At 69.0% G+C, this 17939-nt stretch carries 16 protein-coding genes; 7 read left to right on the plus strand and 9 right to left on the minus strand.

Annotated elements, in window-relative coordinates; all coding sequences use genetic code 11:
• Together NR798_RS16635 and NR798_RS16640 are read left to right on the plus strand one after the other, a co-directional pair.
• Entirely contained in the window at window positions 1-1182 is a 1182-nt protein-coding gene (locus NR798_RS16635) for an ABC transporter substrate-binding protein (RefSeq protein ID WP_375772455.1), read from the plus strand.
• Between the two features lie 108 nt (window positions 1183-1290).
• Window positions 1291-2697 (plus strand): sugar porter family MFS transporter, encoded by a 1407-nt coding sequence (locus NR798_RS16640; RefSeq protein ID WP_375772456.1) that lies wholly within the window; start codon window positions 1291-1293, stop codon window positions 2695-2697.
• 19 nt (window positions 2698-2716) lie between these two features.
• Here NR798_RS16640 and NR798_RS16645 read toward each other — a convergent pair whose 3' ends face one another.
• The 5 genes from NR798_RS16645 to NR798_RS16665 form a co-directional block, all read right to left on the minus strand.
• Complete coding sequence (locus NR798_RS16645) at window positions 2717-3676, minus strand: hypothetical protein (RefSeq protein ID WP_375772457.1); 960 nt, start codon at window positions 3674-3676, stop codon at window positions 2717-2719.
• 13 nt (window positions 3677-3689) lie between these two features.
• Window positions 3690-5291: a caspase domain-containing protein gene (locus tag NR798_RS16650; RefSeq protein ID WP_375772458.1), complete on the minus strand. Its 1602-nt coding sequence runs from the start codon at window positions 5289-5291 to the stop codon at window positions 3690-3692.
• Window positions 5288-6037, minus strand: coding sequence for an ACP synthase (locus NR798_RS16655; protein WP_375772459.1), 750 nt, complete (start codon window positions 6035-6037; stop codon window positions 5288-5290). The genes NR798_RS16650 and NR798_RS16655 overlap by 4 nt, the downstream gene beginning before the upstream one ends.
• A complete protein-coding gene (locus NR798_RS16660; protein ID WP_375772460.1) occupies window positions 6034-6573 on the minus strand; it encodes an RNA polymerase sigma factor in 540 nt (179 codons plus the stop codon). The genes NR798_RS16655 and NR798_RS16660 overlap by 4 nt, the downstream gene beginning before the upstream one ends.
• A gap of 65 nt (window positions 6574-6638) precedes the next feature.
• Window positions 6639-7634, minus strand: coding sequence for a hypothetical protein (locus NR798_RS16665; protein WP_375772461.1), 996 nt, complete (start codon window positions 7632-7634; stop codon window positions 6639-6641).
• Between the two features lie 210 nt (window positions 7635-7844).
• Here NR798_RS16665 and NR798_RS16670 point away from each other — a divergent pair, with 210 nt between their 5' ends.
• Both NR798_RS16670 and NR798_RS16675 read left to right on the plus strand, forming a co-directional pair.
• Window positions 7845-8702 (plus strand): hypothetical protein, encoded by an 858-nt coding sequence (locus tag NR798_RS16670; RefSeq protein WP_375772462.1) that lies wholly within the window; start codon window positions 7845-7847, stop codon window positions 8700-8702.
• The gene (locus NR798_RS16675) at window positions 8686-9390 is read left to right on the plus strand and encodes a metallophosphoesterase (protein ID WP_375772463.1); all 705 of its coding nucleotides are present in this window, start codon (window positions 8686-8688) and stop codon (window positions 9388-9390) included. Before NR798_RS16670 ends, NR798_RS16675 begins: the two co-directional genes overlap by 17 nt.
• A gap of 11 nt (window positions 9391-9401) precedes the next feature.
• Here the strand turns inward: NR798_RS16675 and NR798_RS16680 are convergent, their stop codons facing one another.
• Window positions 9402-10103 (minus strand): Coq4 family protein, encoded by a 702-nt coding sequence (locus NR798_RS16680; RefSeq protein ID WP_375772464.1) that lies wholly within the window; start codon window positions 10101-10103, stop codon window positions 9402-9404.
• Window positions 10104-10302: 199 nt separating this feature from the next.
• Here NR798_RS16680 and NR798_RS16685 point away from each other — a divergent pair, with 199 nt between their 5' ends.
• A complete protein-coding gene (locus NR798_RS16685) occupies window positions 10303-10932 on the plus strand; it encodes a histidine phosphatase family protein (protein ID WP_375772465.1) in 630 nt (209 codons plus the stop codon).
• 139 nt (window positions 10933-11071) lie between these two features.
• On the opposite strand, the gene NR798_RS16690 is transcribed toward NR798_RS16685, so the two are convergent.
• On the minus strand, window positions 11072-11758 hold the full coding sequence (locus NR798_RS16690) for a hypothetical protein (protein ID WP_375772466.1): 687 nt from the start codon (window positions 11756-11758) through the stop codon (window positions 11072-11074).
• 249 nt (window positions 11759-12007) lie between these two features.
• On the opposite strand from NR798_RS16690, the gene NR798_RS16695 reads away from it, so the two are divergent.
• Window positions 12008-14017, plus strand: coding sequence for an Ig-like domain-containing protein (locus NR798_RS16695; RefSeq protein WP_375772467.1), 2010 nt, complete (start codon window positions 12008-12010; stop codon window positions 14015-14017).
• A 275-nt stretch (window positions 14018-14292) separates the two neighbouring features.
• On the plus strand, window positions 14293-15489 hold the full coding sequence (locus NR798_RS16700; RefSeq protein ID WP_375772468.1) for a hypothetical protein: 1197 nt from the start codon (window positions 14293-14295) through the stop codon (window positions 15487-15489).
• 196 nt (window positions 15490-15685) lie between these two features.
• On the opposite strand, the gene NR798_RS16705 is transcribed toward NR798_RS16700, so the two are convergent.
• A complete protein-coding gene (locus NR798_RS16705; RefSeq protein WP_375772469.1) occupies window positions 15686-16816 on the minus strand; it encodes a hypothetical protein in 1131 nt (376 codons plus the stop codon).
• Between the two features lie 163 nt (window positions 16817-16979).
• Window positions 16980-17888 carry a VOC family protein gene (locus NR798_RS16710; RefSeq protein ID WP_375772470.1) on the minus strand — a complete coding sequence of 303 codons (909 nt, stop codon included), beginning with the start codon at window positions 17886-17888 and terminating at the stop codon, window positions 16980-16982.
• Between the last annotated feature and the right edge of the window lie 51 nt (window positions 17889-17939).

Here is a 17939-nt window from a genome sequence, read left to right on the forward strand (position 1 = left end):
ATGCACCGCGTCCTGCCGCTGATCGCCGTCGCTCTGTGTTCCCTCGCCTGCGAGCGGAAGTCCCCGCCACCTTCGGCCCCCGCTCCCGTGGCCGCCTCCTCGGAGCAGCGAGCCCCCACGCAGGAGGGGCCGATCGTCATCGGTATGCTGGGGAGTCTCACGGGCTCGGAGGCCTCGTTCGGCACGGTGGTGCGCGATGGCATCCAGTTCGCCGTCGAGCAGGTGAACGCCGCGGGCGGAGTGCGCGGCCGCCAGGTGGAGCTCCGCTCCTATGACACCCAGGGCAAGCTCGAGGAGTCGGTGGCCGCGGCCAAGCGTCTCCTCACCCAGGACCGCGTGGTGCTCATCCTCGGAGATGTGACCTCGTCCGGCTCGCTGGCCATCGCCGACGCGGTGCAGGCGGCCCAGGTGCCCATGGTGACGCCCTCGTCCACCCACCCGGATGTGACGAAGAAGGGCGACTTCGTCTTCCGCACCTGCTTCATCGATCCCTTCCAGGGGGGCGCCATGGCGCGCTTCGCCCGGGAGAACCTGAAGCTCGAGCGCGTGGCGGTGCTGCATGACAGCAAGAACGCCTCGTCGCTCGGCCTGAGCGAGGCCTTCACCGAGGCCTTCCAGAAGCTGGGCGGGAAGGTGGTGGCGGTGGAGAGCTACTCCAAGGGGGACTCGGACTACCGCGCGCCACTGCTGGCCGTGAAGAAGGCGAAGCCCCAGGCGCTCTACCTGCCGGGCTTCTACAGCGAGGTGGGGGTCATCGCCCGCCAGGCGCGCGAGCTGGGCCTGACGCAGCCGCTGCTGGGCGGGGATGGCTGGGAGTCCGATCGCATCTTCGAGCTCGCGGGCGGCGCGCTGGAGGGCGCCTACTACTCGTCGCACTACGCCGAGGACAACCCCGCCCCCGAGCTCCAGCGCTTCATCACCTCGTTCCGCGAGCGCTACGGCCGCTCTCCCGAGGCCGCCTCCGCGCTGGGCTACGACGCGGCGAAGGTGGCGCTCGCGGCCATCGAGCGGGCGAAGTCACTCTCGGGCCCGGACATCCGAGATGCGCTCGCGAGCACGAAGAACCATCCCGGTGCCACCGGCACCCTCACCCTCGACGCGGATCGCAACCCGGTGAAGCCCGCCGTCATTCTCACGATTCGCGAAGGCAAGCGCCGGTTCGCCGCCGCCGTGACGCCCTGAGCGCCAACGCACCGCGTCGCGTTTCCACCGGCCAACATCCGCCCCAGAGGGAGGGATGACGGATGGTCCGGAATGCGGATGTTCGCGGGCACGCTCCGGGAGGTCTGAATGGCCGATGTGCGCGACGAAGCGGTGGCCGTGGAAGGCTCATCGCTCAAGGTCGTGATGATTGCCTCGGTGGCCGCCGTGGGTGGCTTCCTGTTCGGCTTCGACACGGCGGTCATCAATGGTGCCGTCGGCGCCTTGGAGTCCACCTTCCAGGCGAGTGACGCGGCCATCGGCATCTCGGTGTCCTCGGCCCTCCTCGGCTCGGCCGCGGGGGCCTTCATGGGGGGGCAGCTGGCCGATCGCTTCGGCCGCACCCGCACGATGGTGGTGGCCTCGGTGCTCTTCTCCATCGGCACCGTGGGCTCCGGCGTGGCCTTCGGACTCGTGGATTTCAGCGTGTGGCGCCTGGTGGGCGGCATCGCGGTGGGCATCGCCAGCGTCATCGCCCCCGCCTATATCGCGGAGATCGCTCCGGCCCACCTGCGCGGCCGGCTCGGTTCGCTCCAGCAGTTGGCCATCGTGACCGGCATCTTCGCCGCGCTGCTCGTGGATTACGGCATCGCCTCCGCGGCGGGTGGCTCCGCCCTGAATCCCCTCTGGCTCGGGATGCCGGCGTGGCGGTGGATGCTCCTGTCCGAGCTTCCCCCCGCGATTCTCTATGGCATCGGCGCCCTCATGATTCCCGAGTCCCCCCGCTACCTGGTCGCGAAGCATCGCGATGACAAGGCGCGGGAAGTGCTCCGCTCCATCATCGGGCAACGCGCGGAGGCGAAGGTGGAGGAGATCCGCCAGAGCCTCTCGGGCGAGCACACCGCCCGGTTCACGGACCTCCGGGGGCGCTTCGGGCTGCTCCCCATCGTCTGGGTGGGCATCGGCCTGTCGGTCTTCCAGCAGTTCGTGGGGATCAACGTCATCTTCTACTACTCGAGCGTCCTCTGGCAGGCGGTCGGGTTCTCGGAGCGGAGCTCGCTGGCCATCACCGTCATCACCAGCGTCACCAACATCGTCACCACCTTCATCGCCATCGCCACGGTGGACCGCTTCGGGCGCAAGCCGCTGCTCATCGTGGGCTCGGTGGGCATGGCGCTGACGCTCGGCACGATGGCGTACGTGTTCGGCACGGCCGGGATGGATGCCGCGGGCAAGCCCGTCCTGGAAGGGACGGCGGGCCCCATCGCCCTGGTGGCCGCCAACCTCTACGTCTTCTGCTTCGGCATGTCCTGGGGGCCCGTGGTCTGGGTGCTGCTCGGGGAGATGTTCAACAACCGCATCCGCGGCCGGGCACTGGCACTCGCGGGCTCGGCGCAGTGGGTGGCCAACTTCATCGTCTCCTCCACGTTCCCCGCCTTGCGCACGGCGGGCCTGGGGATTGCCTACGGGCTCTACACCGCCGCCGCCGCGGCCTCGCTCCTCTTCGTGCTCCTCTACATCCGGGAGACTAAGGGCAAGGAACTGGAAGCCATGTAGCCTCCGGCCGGGCCGTGCCTCACTCCTCCAGCCCGGACACGTCCGGGCACTCCGAGGCATTGCCCACCACGGCCGTCTCCCAGCTGCGCTTCATATAGGTGATGCGGAAGCTGGCATCCCAGCACTCCACCTGCGTCGCGGTGAAGCCCGCGGGCACGTCTCCGCCCGTCACCGAGATGACGCCCACGCCCCCCTGGTCCTTCGTCCACCGGCTGATGATGGCCAGGTCCTCCTTCTGCGTGCCGGGGAGGAGGTCGGTGTCCTCCAGCAGGAAGCCCATCTCGCCCAGGCCGCCGGGAAGCTCGCGGTAGGCGTAGAGGAGCTCGGGCGCGGGTGGGGGCGAGGCCAGCACGAAGCGCATCCGCACGGTGATGGGGAGCGCGCGCGTCTGGTAGACGATCTCCAACAGGTCCAGGCCCGCGAGCTTCCCGGCGTCGAAGCCGTGGGCCTTCGTCTGCTGGATGAGGATCCTCACCGCGCCCGTTCCCTTGCGCAGCCCACCGTCCGGCTGGAAGGTGCCCTCGATGGCCGACCACCACCCGTCCTCGCCGGAGCCCCGGGGCCGGTACTGGAGCAGGTAGGTGAAGCTGTCGGGCTCGCGCTTGATCGCGAAGCGCACCTCGTGGCCGGGGTGCTTCGGGTCCGCCCAGGGTCCCCACACGCGCACCTCTGGCGCGCGCGTCGTCGGTGGCAGCTGGCGGAGCTCCTCCAGCAGGGTGAGCAACCCGTCCAGCCCGGTGTTGAACGCGTCCGAGGCCTCGCGCGTGTCCCGGTAGAGTTGAGACGGCTCGCCCACGGCCAGGGCATCCGAGCGCTGGCGCAGTGCACCCTCGCTCACCGCGCCGCTGGAGGCGGGCAGCTTGGAGGCCAGGTCCTCGCGGGAGGGCAGGGCGTTGAGGAACTCGAGGTCGTCGTTGGAGAAGTTCCCGCCACACGCGGTGGCGAGGCAGCCCAGCAGCAGGAGCCAGCAGTTGCGCATCACGCGCTCCCTGTCAGAGGCGGTACGTCACGAGCGCGCCGAGCTCCCAGTAGCCCAGGGAGCGCTGTGCGTCGACGTTGTAGAGGAGGTAGTGGACGCGGGCGCGCCCGGTGAGCTCGAAGCGGTCCGACATCCGCCAGCGCACGCCGCCCACCAGGCCCGGGGTGAGCACGGCGTAGAACTGGTCCGGGAGGCTCGCGTCCTCGAAGTCGCGGCCCATGACGAGGTAGGCGAGCCGGGGCCCGACGAAGGGGGACACGCGGCCCAGGGGCCACTCGGCCACGAGCGAGGTGCCCACCGTCAGCAGCGAGTAGCGGTAGCGCGGCCCCGAGAGCGTCGGCAGCTCCAGGGTGGTCTGCCGCCCGCCGAGCGCCAGGTCGATGTCCCAACGCCAGTTCTCGCGGAAGTAATGGTGCAGCCCCACCTCCAGGCCGAGCAGCGGCGTGGAGAGGAAGAGGTTCTCGCGGGTGGGCGCATCGAAGAAGGAGTGGTAGCCGCCGGTGAGTCCCAGCGTCCAGTACGTGCGCAGCCCGCGCTCCCGGGGTGCCACGCCCTTCACCGGATCATCCGAGAAGGGCGCATCGCGCAGCCGGGACTCGTCGAGCACCGTGGTGCGCCCGCGCTGGACCTCGGCCTCGCCGACGCGCAGCCGGTCCGCCAGCCGCCGCTTCACCGTGTACCGGCCCGGGGCCAGGGCCAGCCGCCGCTCGGCGTCCACGGCCTTGTCCAACTCCGCCACCACCAGTCCGGCCGGGTTCACGAAGTAGTAGGCCCCGGCGGGCGCGGTGCGAGGCACCAGCAGCCCCTCGTTGCTTCCCCGCAGGTCCGTCAGCACCAGATCGCCATTGCCGGCCAGGTCGTAGCTGAAGGTGGGGTGCTGGGCCCCGGCGCTGCTGTCGGCGGTGTCCGCCACGGTGCGCGCATAGGCATGCGAGTACGCCTCGAAAAGCGTCACCTGCCCGTCGCCCGAGCGGTCCGCCTCGCCGATCAGCCCGCTGCCCAGGTGGTGCGAGAAGTAACTGCCCCCCAGCAGGTCCGACTCCTGCGAGTCCTCGTCCGCCGAGCTGGAGGTGAGGATGACGAGCCCCCGGGCCTCGCGCGTGGCGCCCGCGTCGATGGCGAAGGCGGGCGCGCGCCGGGCCCCCTTCGTCCGCGTGAGCGCTCCGGAGCGGCACGAGTCCAGGATGGCGATGCGGATGTCCGCGGGCGCCGCCAGCAGCCGGCGCTTGAGCGACTCCAGGTCCAACGCGCTGTCTCCCAGCCGCAGCGCGCCGTCCTTCGCATGGCCCGAGTAGTAGACGATGAGCGCGGTGCGCTCGCCCCGGGCCCGCGCCGCACGTGCACCCGACTCCAGCTCGGCCAGCGCCCGGAGGAAGTCCCCGCTGTCCTCGTCCAGCAGCAGCCGCGCGTCGCCGTATTCCACCCCACCCAGCCGCGTCAGCAGGCCGTGCATCTTGCGCGCGTCGTCCCGGGCGAAGCGCAGCGGCCGGGTGTCCGCGCCGCCCTCGTCGTTGCCCGCCACCAGCGCGAAGCGCCGCAGCGGCTGGGCCTGCGCCGTGGCCGTCAGCACCAGTGCCAGCACGAGCACCAGGCCCTGTCCGGACAGGCGTCTCATGGCTTGCGCAGCAGCCAGTGGGTCTCCTCGCCGCCCGACTCCAGCGTCGTCATGGCCTCCACCTTGCCCCCGGCCGCCTCCCAGGCCCGCCGCGCCGACACTCGCACCGCCTCCACGCTCAGGGGCCGGTCGGAGAGCACCATCACCACGCGCTCGTTGCCCGAGCCGGTGAACGCCACGCTGTCGGGCAGCCAGTGTCTGCCGGGGCCCGCCTCCACGGGGAGGCTCATGCCCTCCTGGGCATACAGCTCCGACACCTCGCCCGCGTCGTCCACCGACACCGCCAGCACGTAGCGGTAGGGCCCGGACACGTACGCCAGCCGCACCTTCTCGCCCGGCTCCAGCTCCTCGGTGTCCCCCGGCAGCACGCCCCGCTGGGGCCCGCCTCCGCCAACGCGCAGCTCCGCCGAGGCCCCGCCCTTGAGCCGGTTGGTGGGGGGGTTGGAGAGCATCGGCCGCACCATCACCACCAGCAGCACCGAGGCCGCCACCGCCACCAGGACACCATTGAGCAGGGGGCGCGAGGGCCGCGTCTTGGGCTTGTTCAGGGCACGCTCCACTCCGGCCGAGAGACGCTCGAAGGGCACCTCCGCCTCGAAGCGGGCCTGGTTCGCCTCGAGGCCCTTCCAAATCTCCTGGCACTGCGCGCACCCGGACACATGGTCCCGGGCCTGCTCGGACTCCTTGCCGGGGAGCTCTCCGGCGTGCAGCCGCCGCAACGTCCACTCCGACAGGTGCGCGCTCATGGGACCTTCAGCTCCTCGTTCGACAGGGCGGCGAACTGCTCCAGCCGCTTGCGCACCGTGGGCACCGAGCGCCCCAGCATCACCGCCACCTCTTCCAGCGTCATCCCGTCCACCCAGTAGTGCACCACCGCCGCCTGCGTCTCCACGTCCACCCGCGCCAGCAGCGAGCGCACCAGCTCCCGCGTCTCCAGCTTCCCCGCCCCGTCATCACCCTCGGGCCGGGCCAGCTCGTCCCGCTCGAACCAGCGCCGCCACGGCGCCCGCTCCGCGCGCAGCTGGTTGAGGCAGTGGTGGGTGGCGATCTTCATCAACCACGCCAGGGGCGAGGACTCGGCGCGCAACGTCTCCGAGTGGGTGAGGGCGCGGGCGAACACCTCCTGCATCGCGTCCTCGGCCTTGCTGGCGTCCTTCAACAGGTAGCGGCAGCGTCCGTACACGCTGCCGCCATAGGCCGTGTACAGCTCGCGCAGGAACGCGCGCCGGTCCTTGGGACCGCCGTCGATGGCCCTCAGGGCCGGTTGGATCGTTCCTGCCACGAACTGCCTCATCTCGCCGCGGGGTGGAGGGCCCCGAGCTTACAACGAGGGCTCACCGCCAGGGCTCACAACGAGGAGTAGCTGGCCGTGGCGAAGGCGCAGTCGCTCGCCTCGATGCCGTACTGCAGCCGGGGCACGGTGTAGCTGGCATACAGGTAGCGGCTGGCGAAGGCGGTGTCCCAGCACTCGTTGGCGGTGGCGGACTCGGCGCCCAGGTCTCCGCCCGTCAGCTCGACGTCCGAGCGGCCAGCGCCCGACTCCAGCCAGCGGCTCTTGATGGTGAGGGTCTCCTTCGCGGCCGAGCCCTCCTTCTTGAACCAGTCCTGGACGAGCTTGAAGTCGAACTGGCCGCCCTGGGTGGGGGTGGCGGCGTAGCGGTAGTCCGCGTCCACGCGCTTGCTGGCGTCGTTCTCGTCGCGCACCTGGCGGAAGGCCGCGTCCACCGTGGCGGCGCTCTTCTCGTCCTCGCGCGAGTACTTCACGGTGAAGCGGCCCACGTTGGTGTCGTGCTCGGGCAGCGTCGCCGCCTTGTCCCAGTCGAGCGTGAACTCACCCTCGCCGAAGCCCTTCATCGGCTCGCCGGCGGCGTCCACCGCGGCGGTGTGCGTGCCGGTGATGACGTCCACGAAGGCCGAGTCCTGCGCCTCCTTCGCCTTGGCCGACACCGTGTAGCTGTAGGTGTTCTCGCCCGTCTTCTTCACGGTGAGCTTCCAGGTGTTGCGCGCGAGCGGCTCGGTGTGCGGGCCCCACACCGCGGTGTCCTCGGTGAGGGTGGTGGGCCGGTGCTCCGTCACCGCGTCCACCAGCCCCAGCACCAGCAGCGTGCCGCCGTTGACGAACAAGGTGGTGCCCCGGGTCAGCTTGTAGAGCTCGCTCAGGTCGCCCTGGCCCTGCCCCTGGACGGCCTCCGCGGACGTGAGCGCCTGGCCGCTCTTCTCCGGCGTCTTCACCTCCACCATCTCCTTGGTGGGCAGCACGGAGCGGAACTCCTCCTCACGGTCCATCCGGCCACAGCCAGCGAGCAGCAGGGCGGAGATCAGCAGGCTCTTGCGCAGCGTCATGTGTCAGTCCTCTCGGGTGTCGCCCGGCCTCCGGGGCCGGTGCGGGTCATCTGCCCGTAGGGACACAGCAGGGGTCCAAAAACAGAAAAGGCGATTTTCGGAAGGTGGAAACCCCAGGGATTCCAAGAGGTTGGAGGCTCCTTGCCCGCTCTCCAGGCATACCGGACGGGGGCTCCGACGAGAAAAAGGACCCGTTCCTAGGTTTGCCCCATGGAAAAGCGACACCCGAATCACCCCGGGGAGATGGGAATCGACGCCTCGCTCGCCGAGCGGTGCCGGACAGCGGACGAGATCAACGCCCGTGGCCGAGCCATCCAGGTGTTGCTGGACGCCGGTGTGCCGTTCCTCGTCGGCGGCGCCTACGCCTACTCCACCTATACGGGCATCTACCGCGACACCAAGGATCTGGATCTCTTCCCGCGTAAACGGGACGCGGAACGGGCGCTGGTGGTGCTGGAGCAGGACGGCTGGCGCACCGAGCGCGCCGACGAGGTGTGGATCTACAAGGCCTACAAGGGCGAGTACTTCGTGGACTTCATCTTCTCCTCGGGCAACGGGGTGGCCACGGTGGACGATGAGTGGTTCGTCCATGCCCGGACGGCCTCCGTCTTCGGGCACCAATGCCTCATCGCGCCGGCCGAGGAGACCATCTGGTCCAAGGCCTTCGTCAACGAGCGCGAGCGCTACGACGGGGCGGACATCAACCACCTCATCCTGAAGATGGGGCGGAGCATGGACTGGGAGCGGCTGCTGCGGCGCTTCGACCGGTACTGGGAGGTGCTGCTCAGCCACCTGATGATGTTCCGCTTCGCCTACCCGTGCGAGCGGGACATGGTGCCGACGTGGCTGATGACGGAGCTGATGTCGCGCACGTTGGACACGCTCAAGGAAGGCAACTGGGACGAGCGGCTGTGCCGCGGGAATCTCATCTCGCGGGTCAACTACGCGGTGGACATCCATCACTGGGGCTACGGCGATGGCCGGTCCTGGGACGAGCGAGACCGAGAGAAGGGGGAGGCACGTGGCGCGGGACGCGAACTCGAAAATACGCTTGGCGGCGGTCGGTGACCTGCACTGCCGCGAGGATCAACACGGACGCTTCCGCCATCTCGTCAAGCAGGTCAACGCGGAAGCGGACGTGCTGCTCCTGTGTGGCGATTTGACGGACCGGGGGATGGTGGAGGAGGGCAAGGTGCTCGCCGAGGAGCTGTCGGCGCTCCGGGTGCCGGTGGCGGCGGTGCTCGGCAACCACGACTACGAGCACAACCAGGCCAAGGAGATCTGCGGCGAGTTGTCGAGGGTAGGGGTGCACATCCTCGATGGGGACCACTTCATCTTCGAGAAGGTGCTGGGAGTGGCCGGGGTGAAGGGCTTCGGCGGCGGCTTCGGCAATGCGACGCTGCAGGCCTTCGGCGAGGGGCAGACGAAGTCCTTCGTGCAGGAGGCGGTGCACGAGTCGCTGAAGCTGGAAGCGGCGCTCAGCCACCTGGATACGGAGAAGAAGGTGGTCATCATGCACTACGCCCCGGTGCCAGAGACGCTGGAGGGAGAGAACATCGAGATCCGTCCCTTCCTCGGGACGAGCCGCCTGGCGATGCCGGTGGACCACTACGGAGCGGAGGCCGTCTTCCACGGGCACGCGCACCATGGCGCGCACGCTGGAAAGACGAAGAGCGGCATCCCCGTCTACAACGTGGCGATGCCGCTCATGACGAAGATGCACCCCGACCAGCGCTTCATGCTGCTCGAGGTGTGAGGCGCGGGCTGTCAGGCGGGCGAGCTCTGCGCGGGCTGGCAGAGCCGCTCCGCGAGCTCCGACACAGGCATCGTCCAGAGTTCGCCGTAGTCCACGCTCAGAAGGTTGTGCGAGTGTTTGCCACGGTGGTAGGCCGCACGCAGCCGGCGGAAGTGCTCCCGCAGGGCCCTGAAGTCGAGCCCCCGCTGAGTGAGCACGTAGGTGAACGACAGCAGCGCGATCAAGGCCGCGTGGCGCAGGCCGAGATTGCCGAAGTAGAACGCCTGCAACTCGAGCTCACCCGTCGGGTCGATTCCGTAGCGCGTGATCAAGTGGTGGATGTCGTGGGTCTCGCGGTAGTGCTTGTAGAGGTAGTCGCCGTCGCTCTCCACCGGGTACTCGTAGGTGAACGGCTGGATGCCGTTGGCGCGGTAGTAATGGGCGAACTCGTGACCGAGGGTGCCCGCGGGCATGCGCGCGAGCGTCTCGAAGTCGATGTCGCCAGGAACGGTCGGCCGCTCGTCGAGGAGCTGGTGACAGTCCGGGCTCTCACGCAACTTGCGGCCTAGCCGCGCGTACGTGCTGTCATCAAGGCTGATGTGAAGCGCCCGGGCGTAGTCGGGGTTCGCGGGATCGTCCTTGAGGATCCGGAGGGCGTTGAGGGCGATCCGGAGGCGGGTGAGCAGCGAGGCGTTGGGAGGGATGGGTGGGGGGGACTTCGTCACCTGATTCATTGCGTCTCTTTCCCTCCATCATTCCCGCTCGTCCACCTGCTCGACAGGCAGCCAGTGGTCGACAACGAGCGGATGGGAGGTCCCTTCATTCTGGACCCCCCGTGAGCCAGTGTCGCGGTGCGGGAAAGACCTACCGAGACGCGTAGGAAGAACAGCTTTCTCCTCCACTCCGGCTCCGCGCTCAGCCAATCTGACCCCTATGAAGACCGAATTCATCCTGCTCCGTCATGGCGAGACGGAGTGGAACGGCCTGGGGCGCCTGCAGGGGCACCAGGACAGCGCGCTGAGCGCGAAGGGCCTGCGCCAGGCGGATGCGCTCGCCGCGCGCCTCGCGTCCGTCTCCTTCCATGCGCTCTACTGCAGTGACCTGGGGCGGGCCCAGGAGACGGCGCGCCGCATCGCCGCGCGCACGGGTCACTCCGTCCTCGAGGACAGGCGCCTGCGCGAGCGCGGCCTGGGACTCCTGGAAGGGCTCACGCGGGACGAGGCGAGCCAGCGCCACCCCGAGGTGTTCGCGGAGTACGCGGCGGGCGGGCCGGACTTCGTCATTCCCGGGGGCGAGAGCGCGTCACAGCGGCTCCGCCATATGGTCGAGTGCCTGAAGGAGCTCGGAGTTCGCCACGTGGGAGCGCGCATCGTGGTGGTCACTCACGGGGGTGTGCTCAGCAGCCTGTTCCGGCACTGCCTGGGGATTCCGCCCGGCACGCCGCGCACCTTCTCCGTGCTCAACGCCAGTTGGAGCCAGTTCGACTACCACGAGGGGGCCTTCCGGCTGGTGACCTGGGGGGACGTGAACCACCTCAGGGACGCCAGCCACGACGACACCTGAGGGGCGGAAAGACAAACGGCTTCAGGTTCTCCAGAAGCTGGGGCCCTGACGCGTGGAGGCGGCGGGAATCGAAGCCGCCGTGGACATCGTATCCTCGAACACCGGCTCCGGCTACGCTACGCCGGCGCGGCGGCTCAGCTCATGGACAGTACGGGCACGACACCGTCGCCTCGAGCGAATCGTAGACGAGGCAGTTCTGGTCCGCGGCGTAGTCGTTCTTCTGCTGGCATCGGTAGTTCCACACGGAAGCGCACTGCGTGTAGACCTGCGCATCGCCGGTGGGCCCCTGGTAGGTGGGCGTGCACGTGCCGGAGCCGCCCGAGCTTCCACCCGGGACGGTGCAGCTGTTGGGATCGGTGCTGCTCGAGCAATTGAGGCCGGAACAGGTGGTGCCGCTGCCCATCCACTTGCCCGAACAGCTGGAGGCCCCCGAGCGCTGCTCGCACAGCACGCGGTTCAGGTTCGACGAGTAGTAGGCGCACGCGCCGGAGCCGCCGCCCGACGAGCCCGTTCCGCCCGAAGGCGTTCCCCAGCTCCACTCGGGCGTCCTCGGCTCCGAGTAGGTGTCCCGGGAGGACATGTCGTCCGGAAAGCCGGCGTCCTCGCACGTGTCGCCCGCGAAGTAGCCGCAGTACTCCCAGTCCTCGCACCAGAAGTCGCGGCACTCGTCCTCGCTGTCCTCCGAGCAGAAGTACAGGTTCGAGCCGTAGACGCAGGCGCCCTGATCGAAGACGCCGCACCCCGGCAGGAGCACGGTGCCGACGACCGCGAGGGACAGGACGAGCGCTGATGCGATGCCCGGGAGAGGGTGAGGGGATTGGCTCATGTGGCGGGATGGTACGCGCACCATGGCGCAGGGGGCTCAAATAACTTCCATCTCTCCACCGGCCCGGCGCGGCGAGGGCGCGCGTGCGGCAAGGACGAAGCACTTGTTTGACAGCCCGATTTTTTGGTTGTTACTTTGTTCGGGTAACGAACGAAGTTGCTCGAGGGGCGTAGGGAGCACCGTTCAAGGAGCCCGCTCCGTCGCAGCAGCTTCCGCCGCACCCATCCTTGCCGGAGCGTGAATTGCGTGATGACTCCACGGAATCGCCTGGTTGTGTCCTCGCTGTTGCTGCTGACTTTCCTGGTCCAAACGGCGTGCGACCCGGCTGAGCAGTCCGCCGCCACGCTGACGGGGGTGAGTGTGACCCCGGCCACCATCTCCCTCTCCGCTGGAGCCACCCAGCAGCTCACCGTCACCGGGACTTACAGCGATGGTTCGACAAAGAGCCTCACGGCGAACGCGGCCTTCGACTCCGACACCCCCGCCACCGCCAGGGTGAGCAGCCCGGGTGGCTTGGTGACCGCCGTCGCCGCAGGGACGGCCCGGATCACCGCCACGGTCTCCGGCAAGAGCGCTTCCACCAGCGTGACGGTCAATGCTTCGTCGGCGCCGACGCTCTCGTCCATCGCGCTCGGCCCGAGCCCGGCCTCCGTGGCCCAGGGGAGCACGCTCCAACTCACCGTGACGGGCACCTACAGCGACGGCTCCAACCGGCCGCTGACCGCGGACGTGACCTTCAGCTCCAGCGCGCAGGGCATCGCCACCGTGAGCACCTCGGGCGTCGTCACCGGCGTTTCGGTGGGGAGCGCGACCCTCACCGCTTCGGTGGCGGGGAAGACCGCGACGCTGGAGGTGTCGGTCACCGCGATGTCGACCCGGCCCGACGCGAACCAGATCGTCTTCTACGACGGCAACGGCACGGACGTGACCTTCGCGGACTTCGGCGGTGCCGCCAACAACGTCACCGTCGATGCCACCGAGACCTTCAACGGCCGCAAGGTCATCCACTTCCAGGTCACCAGCACCGGTACGTACTCCGGCGGCGCCTGGGTCACCTCGGCGCCCCGTGACCTCTCCGCCTACAACGCGCTGACCTTCTGGGCGAAGGCGAGCAAGGCCGAGACGCTCAACGTGACGGGCATCGGCAACGACGCGGGCGCCACCTCGGGTACCGGCTTTGGCAGCGAGCGGGCCGCGCTCGCGCTCACCACGGGCTGGCAGAAGTTCACCATCCCCATCCCCAGCCCGGCCAGGTACAAGAACGTGGGCGGCCTCTTCCACGTCGCCGACGCACCCGACGGCTACACCCTCTACCTCGCCGACGTCATCTACGAGCACCTCGGCACCGGCGTCCTCGGCGCGGGCACGGCCTCCATCGGCAACGGCAACACCACCCCGGTGTCGGTTGCGACGGCCGGCACCTACAGCATCGACCCGGTCCAGAACCAGGCCGTCTTCACCGTCGCGGGCGACCCGGGGAGCCCGGTCACCGTGAAACCGGTGGCCAACACCTTCTTCGACTTCACCTCGTCCGACGCGTCGGTTGCCTCGGTCAACGGCAGCGGCGTCATCACCGGGGTGGCGGCGGGCGGCCCGGTGACCCTCTCCGCCACGCTGGGTGGCGTGGCGGCCAGCGGTTCCTACGCCGTCACCGTCACTGGCGTGCTGGGCCAGCCGTCCACGCTGCCTCCCGCGCCCTCCCATGCGGCCGGGGAGTCCGTGTACTCGCTCTACAGCTCCGTGACGGGCGGCTACACGGGCACGGCCGCCGACCAGAGCGCCAAGGTCGACACGTGGCGCACGGGCTGGAGCGCCGGGTCCGGTGGGGAGCCGTTCGCCATCGACACCGGCTCGGGCAGCGCCGCCCCGCGCAAGTACGTCTTCACCAACTCGGCGCCCTACATCGGCGTCGAGTTCTACGGCACCGCCGGTGCCAACCAGATCGACGCGGCGGGACGGGGGCTCACCAAGCTGCACCTGGACCTGTGGACGCCGGACAACGCGACCAACTTCCAGGTGAAGCTGGTCGACTTCGGGGCCGACGGCGCCTTTGGTGGCGGCGACGACACCGAGGGCACCGCCACCCTCACGGCCGCCTCGACGCCAGCGCTCGCCACCGGGGCCTGGCTGTCCTATGAGCTGACGCTGGCCAGCGACTTCGAGGGGGGCCTGGCGAACATGCACCACCTGGCCCAGATGGTCCTGGTCGCGCCCAACGGCGGCACGATGTTCCTCGACAACATCTACTTCCACCCGTAGCGGGGGAGGGCGCCGGCGCCGTGGCCTCGATGGGCCCGGCGCCGCAGACCTACGTGTACCTGATGAGCCGGGGCTTCGGTACCGGGCTGGTGATCGTCGTGCATGGAGGCACCGTCCTGGTCTGAGCGTCCGTGATACCGTCTCGGGCTCCCATCCGTCATCCGTCCTATTCTCAAATGCGTCGCTCCGAAAAGGCGCTTGTCCGCCCTCTGCTGATAGGCGCTTTGCTCCAGGCCGGTTCTGATATCTATTTCGGGGGATCGCCAACCCGAGGGATGCCAGTGCTTGACCGGATCATCGTTCGCAGGTCCAACGTGGAAGGTGGCGAGGTCACCCTCGATTTCGGTCGCTTGGCCGAGGCGATGCTCTATTACCGCGACGTGCTGTTTATGGCGGAAGTAGGCTCGCTGAAGGAACTGCTGTCCGCAGTGCCGCCCGACCTGGTTCTTGAGTTCCTCGAAGAGGGACACCTGCGGATTGACTACAGCCCGCGGTTTCGTGCGACCTCCTCCGAGAGAACAGCCTATGGGCAAGTGCTCTACCAACCGATCGAGGGGACAGTCCGCGCCAAGTTCGACCTTGATCGGGTAGTGGCCGAAGGGGTGGAGCAGTTCTACCGGAAGCCTCGGAAGGGGCTTGCCCGGTCCATTACGGCTAAGATCGCACAATCGCCCGCCGACCCTCGCGCGCTGCGTGCGACACATGCCGACTACGCAGACCAAGCAGAACTGCGCGGGTTGGTTGCAGAGATCGTTGCCGACCTAGCACCGGGTTACGTGCTGCCGGACGGCTTCCACTTTGAGGCGGAGCGGGCGCCGGGAGACAAGTTCACCATCGACACGAACCTCGATCTTGCGGAGATCAGTCGGCTTCACCGTATGGCCGGAAGCGCGCGCATGACCGAGGTCACGGTCGCCCACATCCTGTCCCACGTGAACGACCTGAACGCCGACGCTCTGGCTTCGGCCACGCACGGCGGTGAGCTGATCACGACCTCTCTCGGGGAAAAGCTGCTCAGGCGCAAGCTGCAGTCGCTCGCGGCGAAGGTCGTCCCGGCCAAAAGCGACATTGAGCTGTTCCATGAGGTGGTTCTTGAGAATGCTCGCGCGGTCCGGGAGGCGATCAACTCCGGTGAGCGGAGCCCCAAGGAGCTACTTGCGCTCTTGAAGGAGTCGAGGCGATTCAAGGAGTGGGCCGCCAACAAGGCGCCCGACGGGAAGCTGCTGCAGGAGTTCACTCGCGACGTCTCCTCCCTAGGTGGCCTTGAGACGCTGAAGGCGAAGATTGCGAAGTTTGTTCTTGTGAGCGGCATCGGCGCCGCCGTCGGTACGGTGGTAGCTGGGCCAGTTGGAACGGCTGCGGGGATCGCCCTTGGTGCGGCCGACAGCTTTGTGCTTGATCGCTGGATGCAGGGCTGGAAACCGAACAGCTACATCGCGAGCGTCAGGCAGTTCGCCGCTCCCAAGAAGTAGTGCGGCATAGACCGGCCAGCAGCCCTGTTGCGGTGATGGTCGCGTATAGGAGGGTGATGGCCCTGTTGAGGGTGAGGGCGACTGTAGGTGTCAGACGACTCGTGGGGGCGAGGAATTGGAACGAATCCTTTGACACCTTCCCGGGATGAGCCAGGGCTTCGGCACCGCGCAGGTGATCGGTATGTCCTCGGTGCCATCACCCTCCGAAGGTCTTCGCGAAGAACTTCTCGACCCGCGACTTCTCGGGCTCCACCACGCCCGTGGAGGAGGCCACGCCGGAGGCGGTGGCGAGGCTGGGGCGCAGGCCCGCCGCGATGCCGGGCTTGATGTGGTGGCGCAGGTCGAGCGCGACGTCGGTCTTGAGGTGGGTGCCCACGCCCGCCGCGGCGTTGACGTCCGCGGACTGCTTGAAGAAGCCGTTCTCCAGGCCGATCTTCCCGCCGGCCTGGGCGGCCGCGCCCGCCACCACGCCCGCGGTGGCCGAGCCGTGCAGCCGGCCCACGTGCCCGCCCACCGTCCCATACGCTCCGGCCGTGGCGGCCGCGCCCACCTGGCCCGAGAGCAGCGCCGTGGCGGTCTTCGGATCCACGGAAGCGACCCCCTCGGCGAAGGCGGTGGCCGAGGCCTTGCCCTCGCCCTTGAGGTACGCGCCCACGTGCCGGTTGAAGTCATGGCTCGCGCTCGCCGCGACGCCCACGCCCGTCTCCGCCTTGGCCGTCAGCGCGGCCGTGTACGCGTGGCCCTTCGTATCCGCCGAGATGCCCGCCTGCGCCTGCGCCTTGAGGGCATTGGCCTCGGCGGTGAGCTGGCCGGTGGTCACGCCCAGCCGGCCCGCGTGGACCTTCTGCAGCTCGTAGGCGGCGTGGGGCCCGTTGAGCTCGGCCTGGGCCGAGTAGTGGTGCAGGCCACCGCCGTGATGGCTCGTGGTGGAGGCCTGCATCGAGCCCAGGTTGCCGCTCGCCGTGCCCCCGAAGACGTCCTTCTGGAAGGGGTTGCCCGGCCTGTCGATGAGCATGTTCTGCTTGGCGCCCGGGGGAGGCGTGAGCTTGTTGTCGCCGCCGCTCACCATCACGTCCAAGGCCTGGCCGGTGGTCTTCTCCCAGGGGCTGTAGGAGGGGCCGCCCTCGGGCGCGCCCGGGTGCTTCACGGGCTTGGACTCCGGGGCGGCCGGGGCGCTCGCGGCGGGCTTCGCCGTGGCGGGCTTGCTGGCCGTCGAGGAGGCCGCCGGGGACGGCAGCGTGTTGGCGCGGGCCGGAGGCGTGAGCTGGGACGTCTTGGGCGTGGGGAGCGTCGCGGAGCGGGGCAGGGTGGAAGCGATGCGGGGCATGGGAAGCTCCTCGTGCACCCGACATGCCATGCCCATGTCGCCCTCCACGGACAGGAGGGCTCCGTGGTTTCAGGGGGTTATGTGGAAGGGGGGAGCGAGGGAGGAGCAGGGGGTGGTGAGTGCTGTCACCAGTCTCCAGACAGCTGTCACCACCCCGGGCGGCTCAAAGCGGGAGCAGCTCGATGAGCTGACCATCCGGATCGCGAAGGAAGACGGCGACCGGCGGCTGGGTGGGGTCCAGCACCATGGCCGTGTCATCCATCATCTCGACACCGAAGCGGCGGGCGGCGTCCAGGGTGCCTGGCAGGTCATGGACGTTGAAGGACAGGTGCGTGAAGCCCAGCTGGTTCATGCCTCCGCCGCGCTTGGGCAGAGCCTTCGGAGAGCGGTACTCGCGCAACAGCAGGCACAGCCCCGCCTTCCACAGCGCCGCCTGGCGGAAGCTCGCCTCGGGCAACTCGAGCAGCCCTACCGCCGGCCCACCGGCTACCTCGGTTTCCCCCTCGACGAGCAGGCCGAGCACGTCGCGGTAGAAGCGCACCGAACGGTCCAGGTCGCTCACCGTCAGGATCAGGTGCGGCATGGACGGCCACCAGTCGCGCCGGCGCGCGCCGAACGAGCTCGCGCCCGTGGAGACCAGCTGGAACAGCTCGCCATCGGGATCGCGCACGCACGCGACGCGGGGAGGCTCCCCACCGCCTGGGAGCACCCGGTCGGTGAGCACCTCGGCGCCCGCGGCGTGCAGGCGGCGTAGCACCTCGGGCAGCTCCCGCGTCTCCAACGTCAGGCCCGCGAGCCCCAGCGCGTTGGCGGGGGCTCGCGGGTGCGGCGTGTAACCGGTGCCCTCATAGGAGAGGAGCTCCAGGCAGAAGCCCTCTCGCCAGAGGTACTCGCCGTGGAGCGATTCCAGGGTGGGCAGCCGCAGCAGCTTCTGCGATGCGGCGCCCGGCAGATCGATCACACTGTCTGGCAGAAAGCCGAGCTGCTCGATGAAGAACCGGCGCGAGCGAGTGACATCGGAGACGCACAGGCCAATGTGGGGACAGGGGAACTGGATTCGGGCGGGATGCACGGGAGCTCCATCTCGAGGTATCCCGGCAACGTAGCGGTATTCCGTGACCGG

This window comes from Archangium gephyra, assembly GCF_042230915.1.
GTDB lineage: Bacteria > Myxococcota > Myxococcia > Myxococcales > Myxococcaceae > Archangium > Archangium gephyra_B.

Coding starts and splice junctions, on each gene's coding strand:
- NR798_RS16635 (WP_375772455.1), top strand. CDS start 1: ATGCACCGCGTCCTGCCGCTGATCGCCGTCGCTCTGTGTTCCCTCGCC.
- NR798_RS16640 (WP_375772456.1), top strand. CDS start 1,291: ATGGCCGATGTGCGCGACGAAGCGGTGGCCGTGGAAGGCTCATCGCTC.
- NR798_RS16645 (WP_375772457.1), bottom strand. CDS start 3,676: ATGCGCAACTGCTGGCTCCTGCTGCTGGGCTGCCTCGCCACCGCGTGT.
- NR798_RS16650 (WP_375772458.1), bottom strand. CDS start 5,291: ATGAGACGCCTGTCCGGACAGGGCCTGGTGCTCGTGCTGGCACTGGTG.
- NR798_RS16655 (WP_375772459.1), bottom strand. CDS start 6,037: ATGAGCGCGCACCTGTCGGAGTGGACGTTGCGGCGGCTGCACGCCGGA.
- NR798_RS16665 (WP_375772461.1), bottom strand. CDS start 7,634: ATGACGCTGCGCAAGAGCCTGCTGATCTCCGCCCTGCTGCTCGCTGGC.
- NR798_RS16670 (WP_375772462.1), top strand. CDS start 7,845: ATGGAAAAGCGACACCCGAATCACCCCGGGGAGATGGGAATCGACGCC.
- NR798_RS16680 (WP_375772464.1), bottom strand. CDS start 10,103: ATGAATCAGGTGACGAAGTCCCCCCCACCCATCCCTCCCAACGCCTCG.
- NR798_RS16685 (WP_375772465.1), top strand. CDS start 10,303: ATGAAGACCGAATTCATCCTGCTCCGTCATGGCGAGACGGAGTGGAAC.
- NR798_RS16690 (WP_375772466.1), bottom strand. CDS start 11,758: ATGAGCCAATCCCCTCACCCTCTCCCGGGCATCGCATCAGCGCTCGTC.
- NR798_RS16695 (WP_375772467.1), top strand. CDS start 12,008: ATGACTCCACGGAATCGCCTGGTTGTGTCCTCGCTGTTGCTGCTGACT.
- NR798_RS16700 (WP_375772468.1), top strand. CDS start 14,293: ATGCCAGTGCTTGACCGGATCATCGTTCGCAGGTCCAACGTGGAAGGT.
- NR798_RS16705 (WP_375772469.1), bottom strand. CDS start 16,816: ATGCCCCGCATCGCTTCCACCCTGCCCCGCTCCGCGACGCTCCCCACG.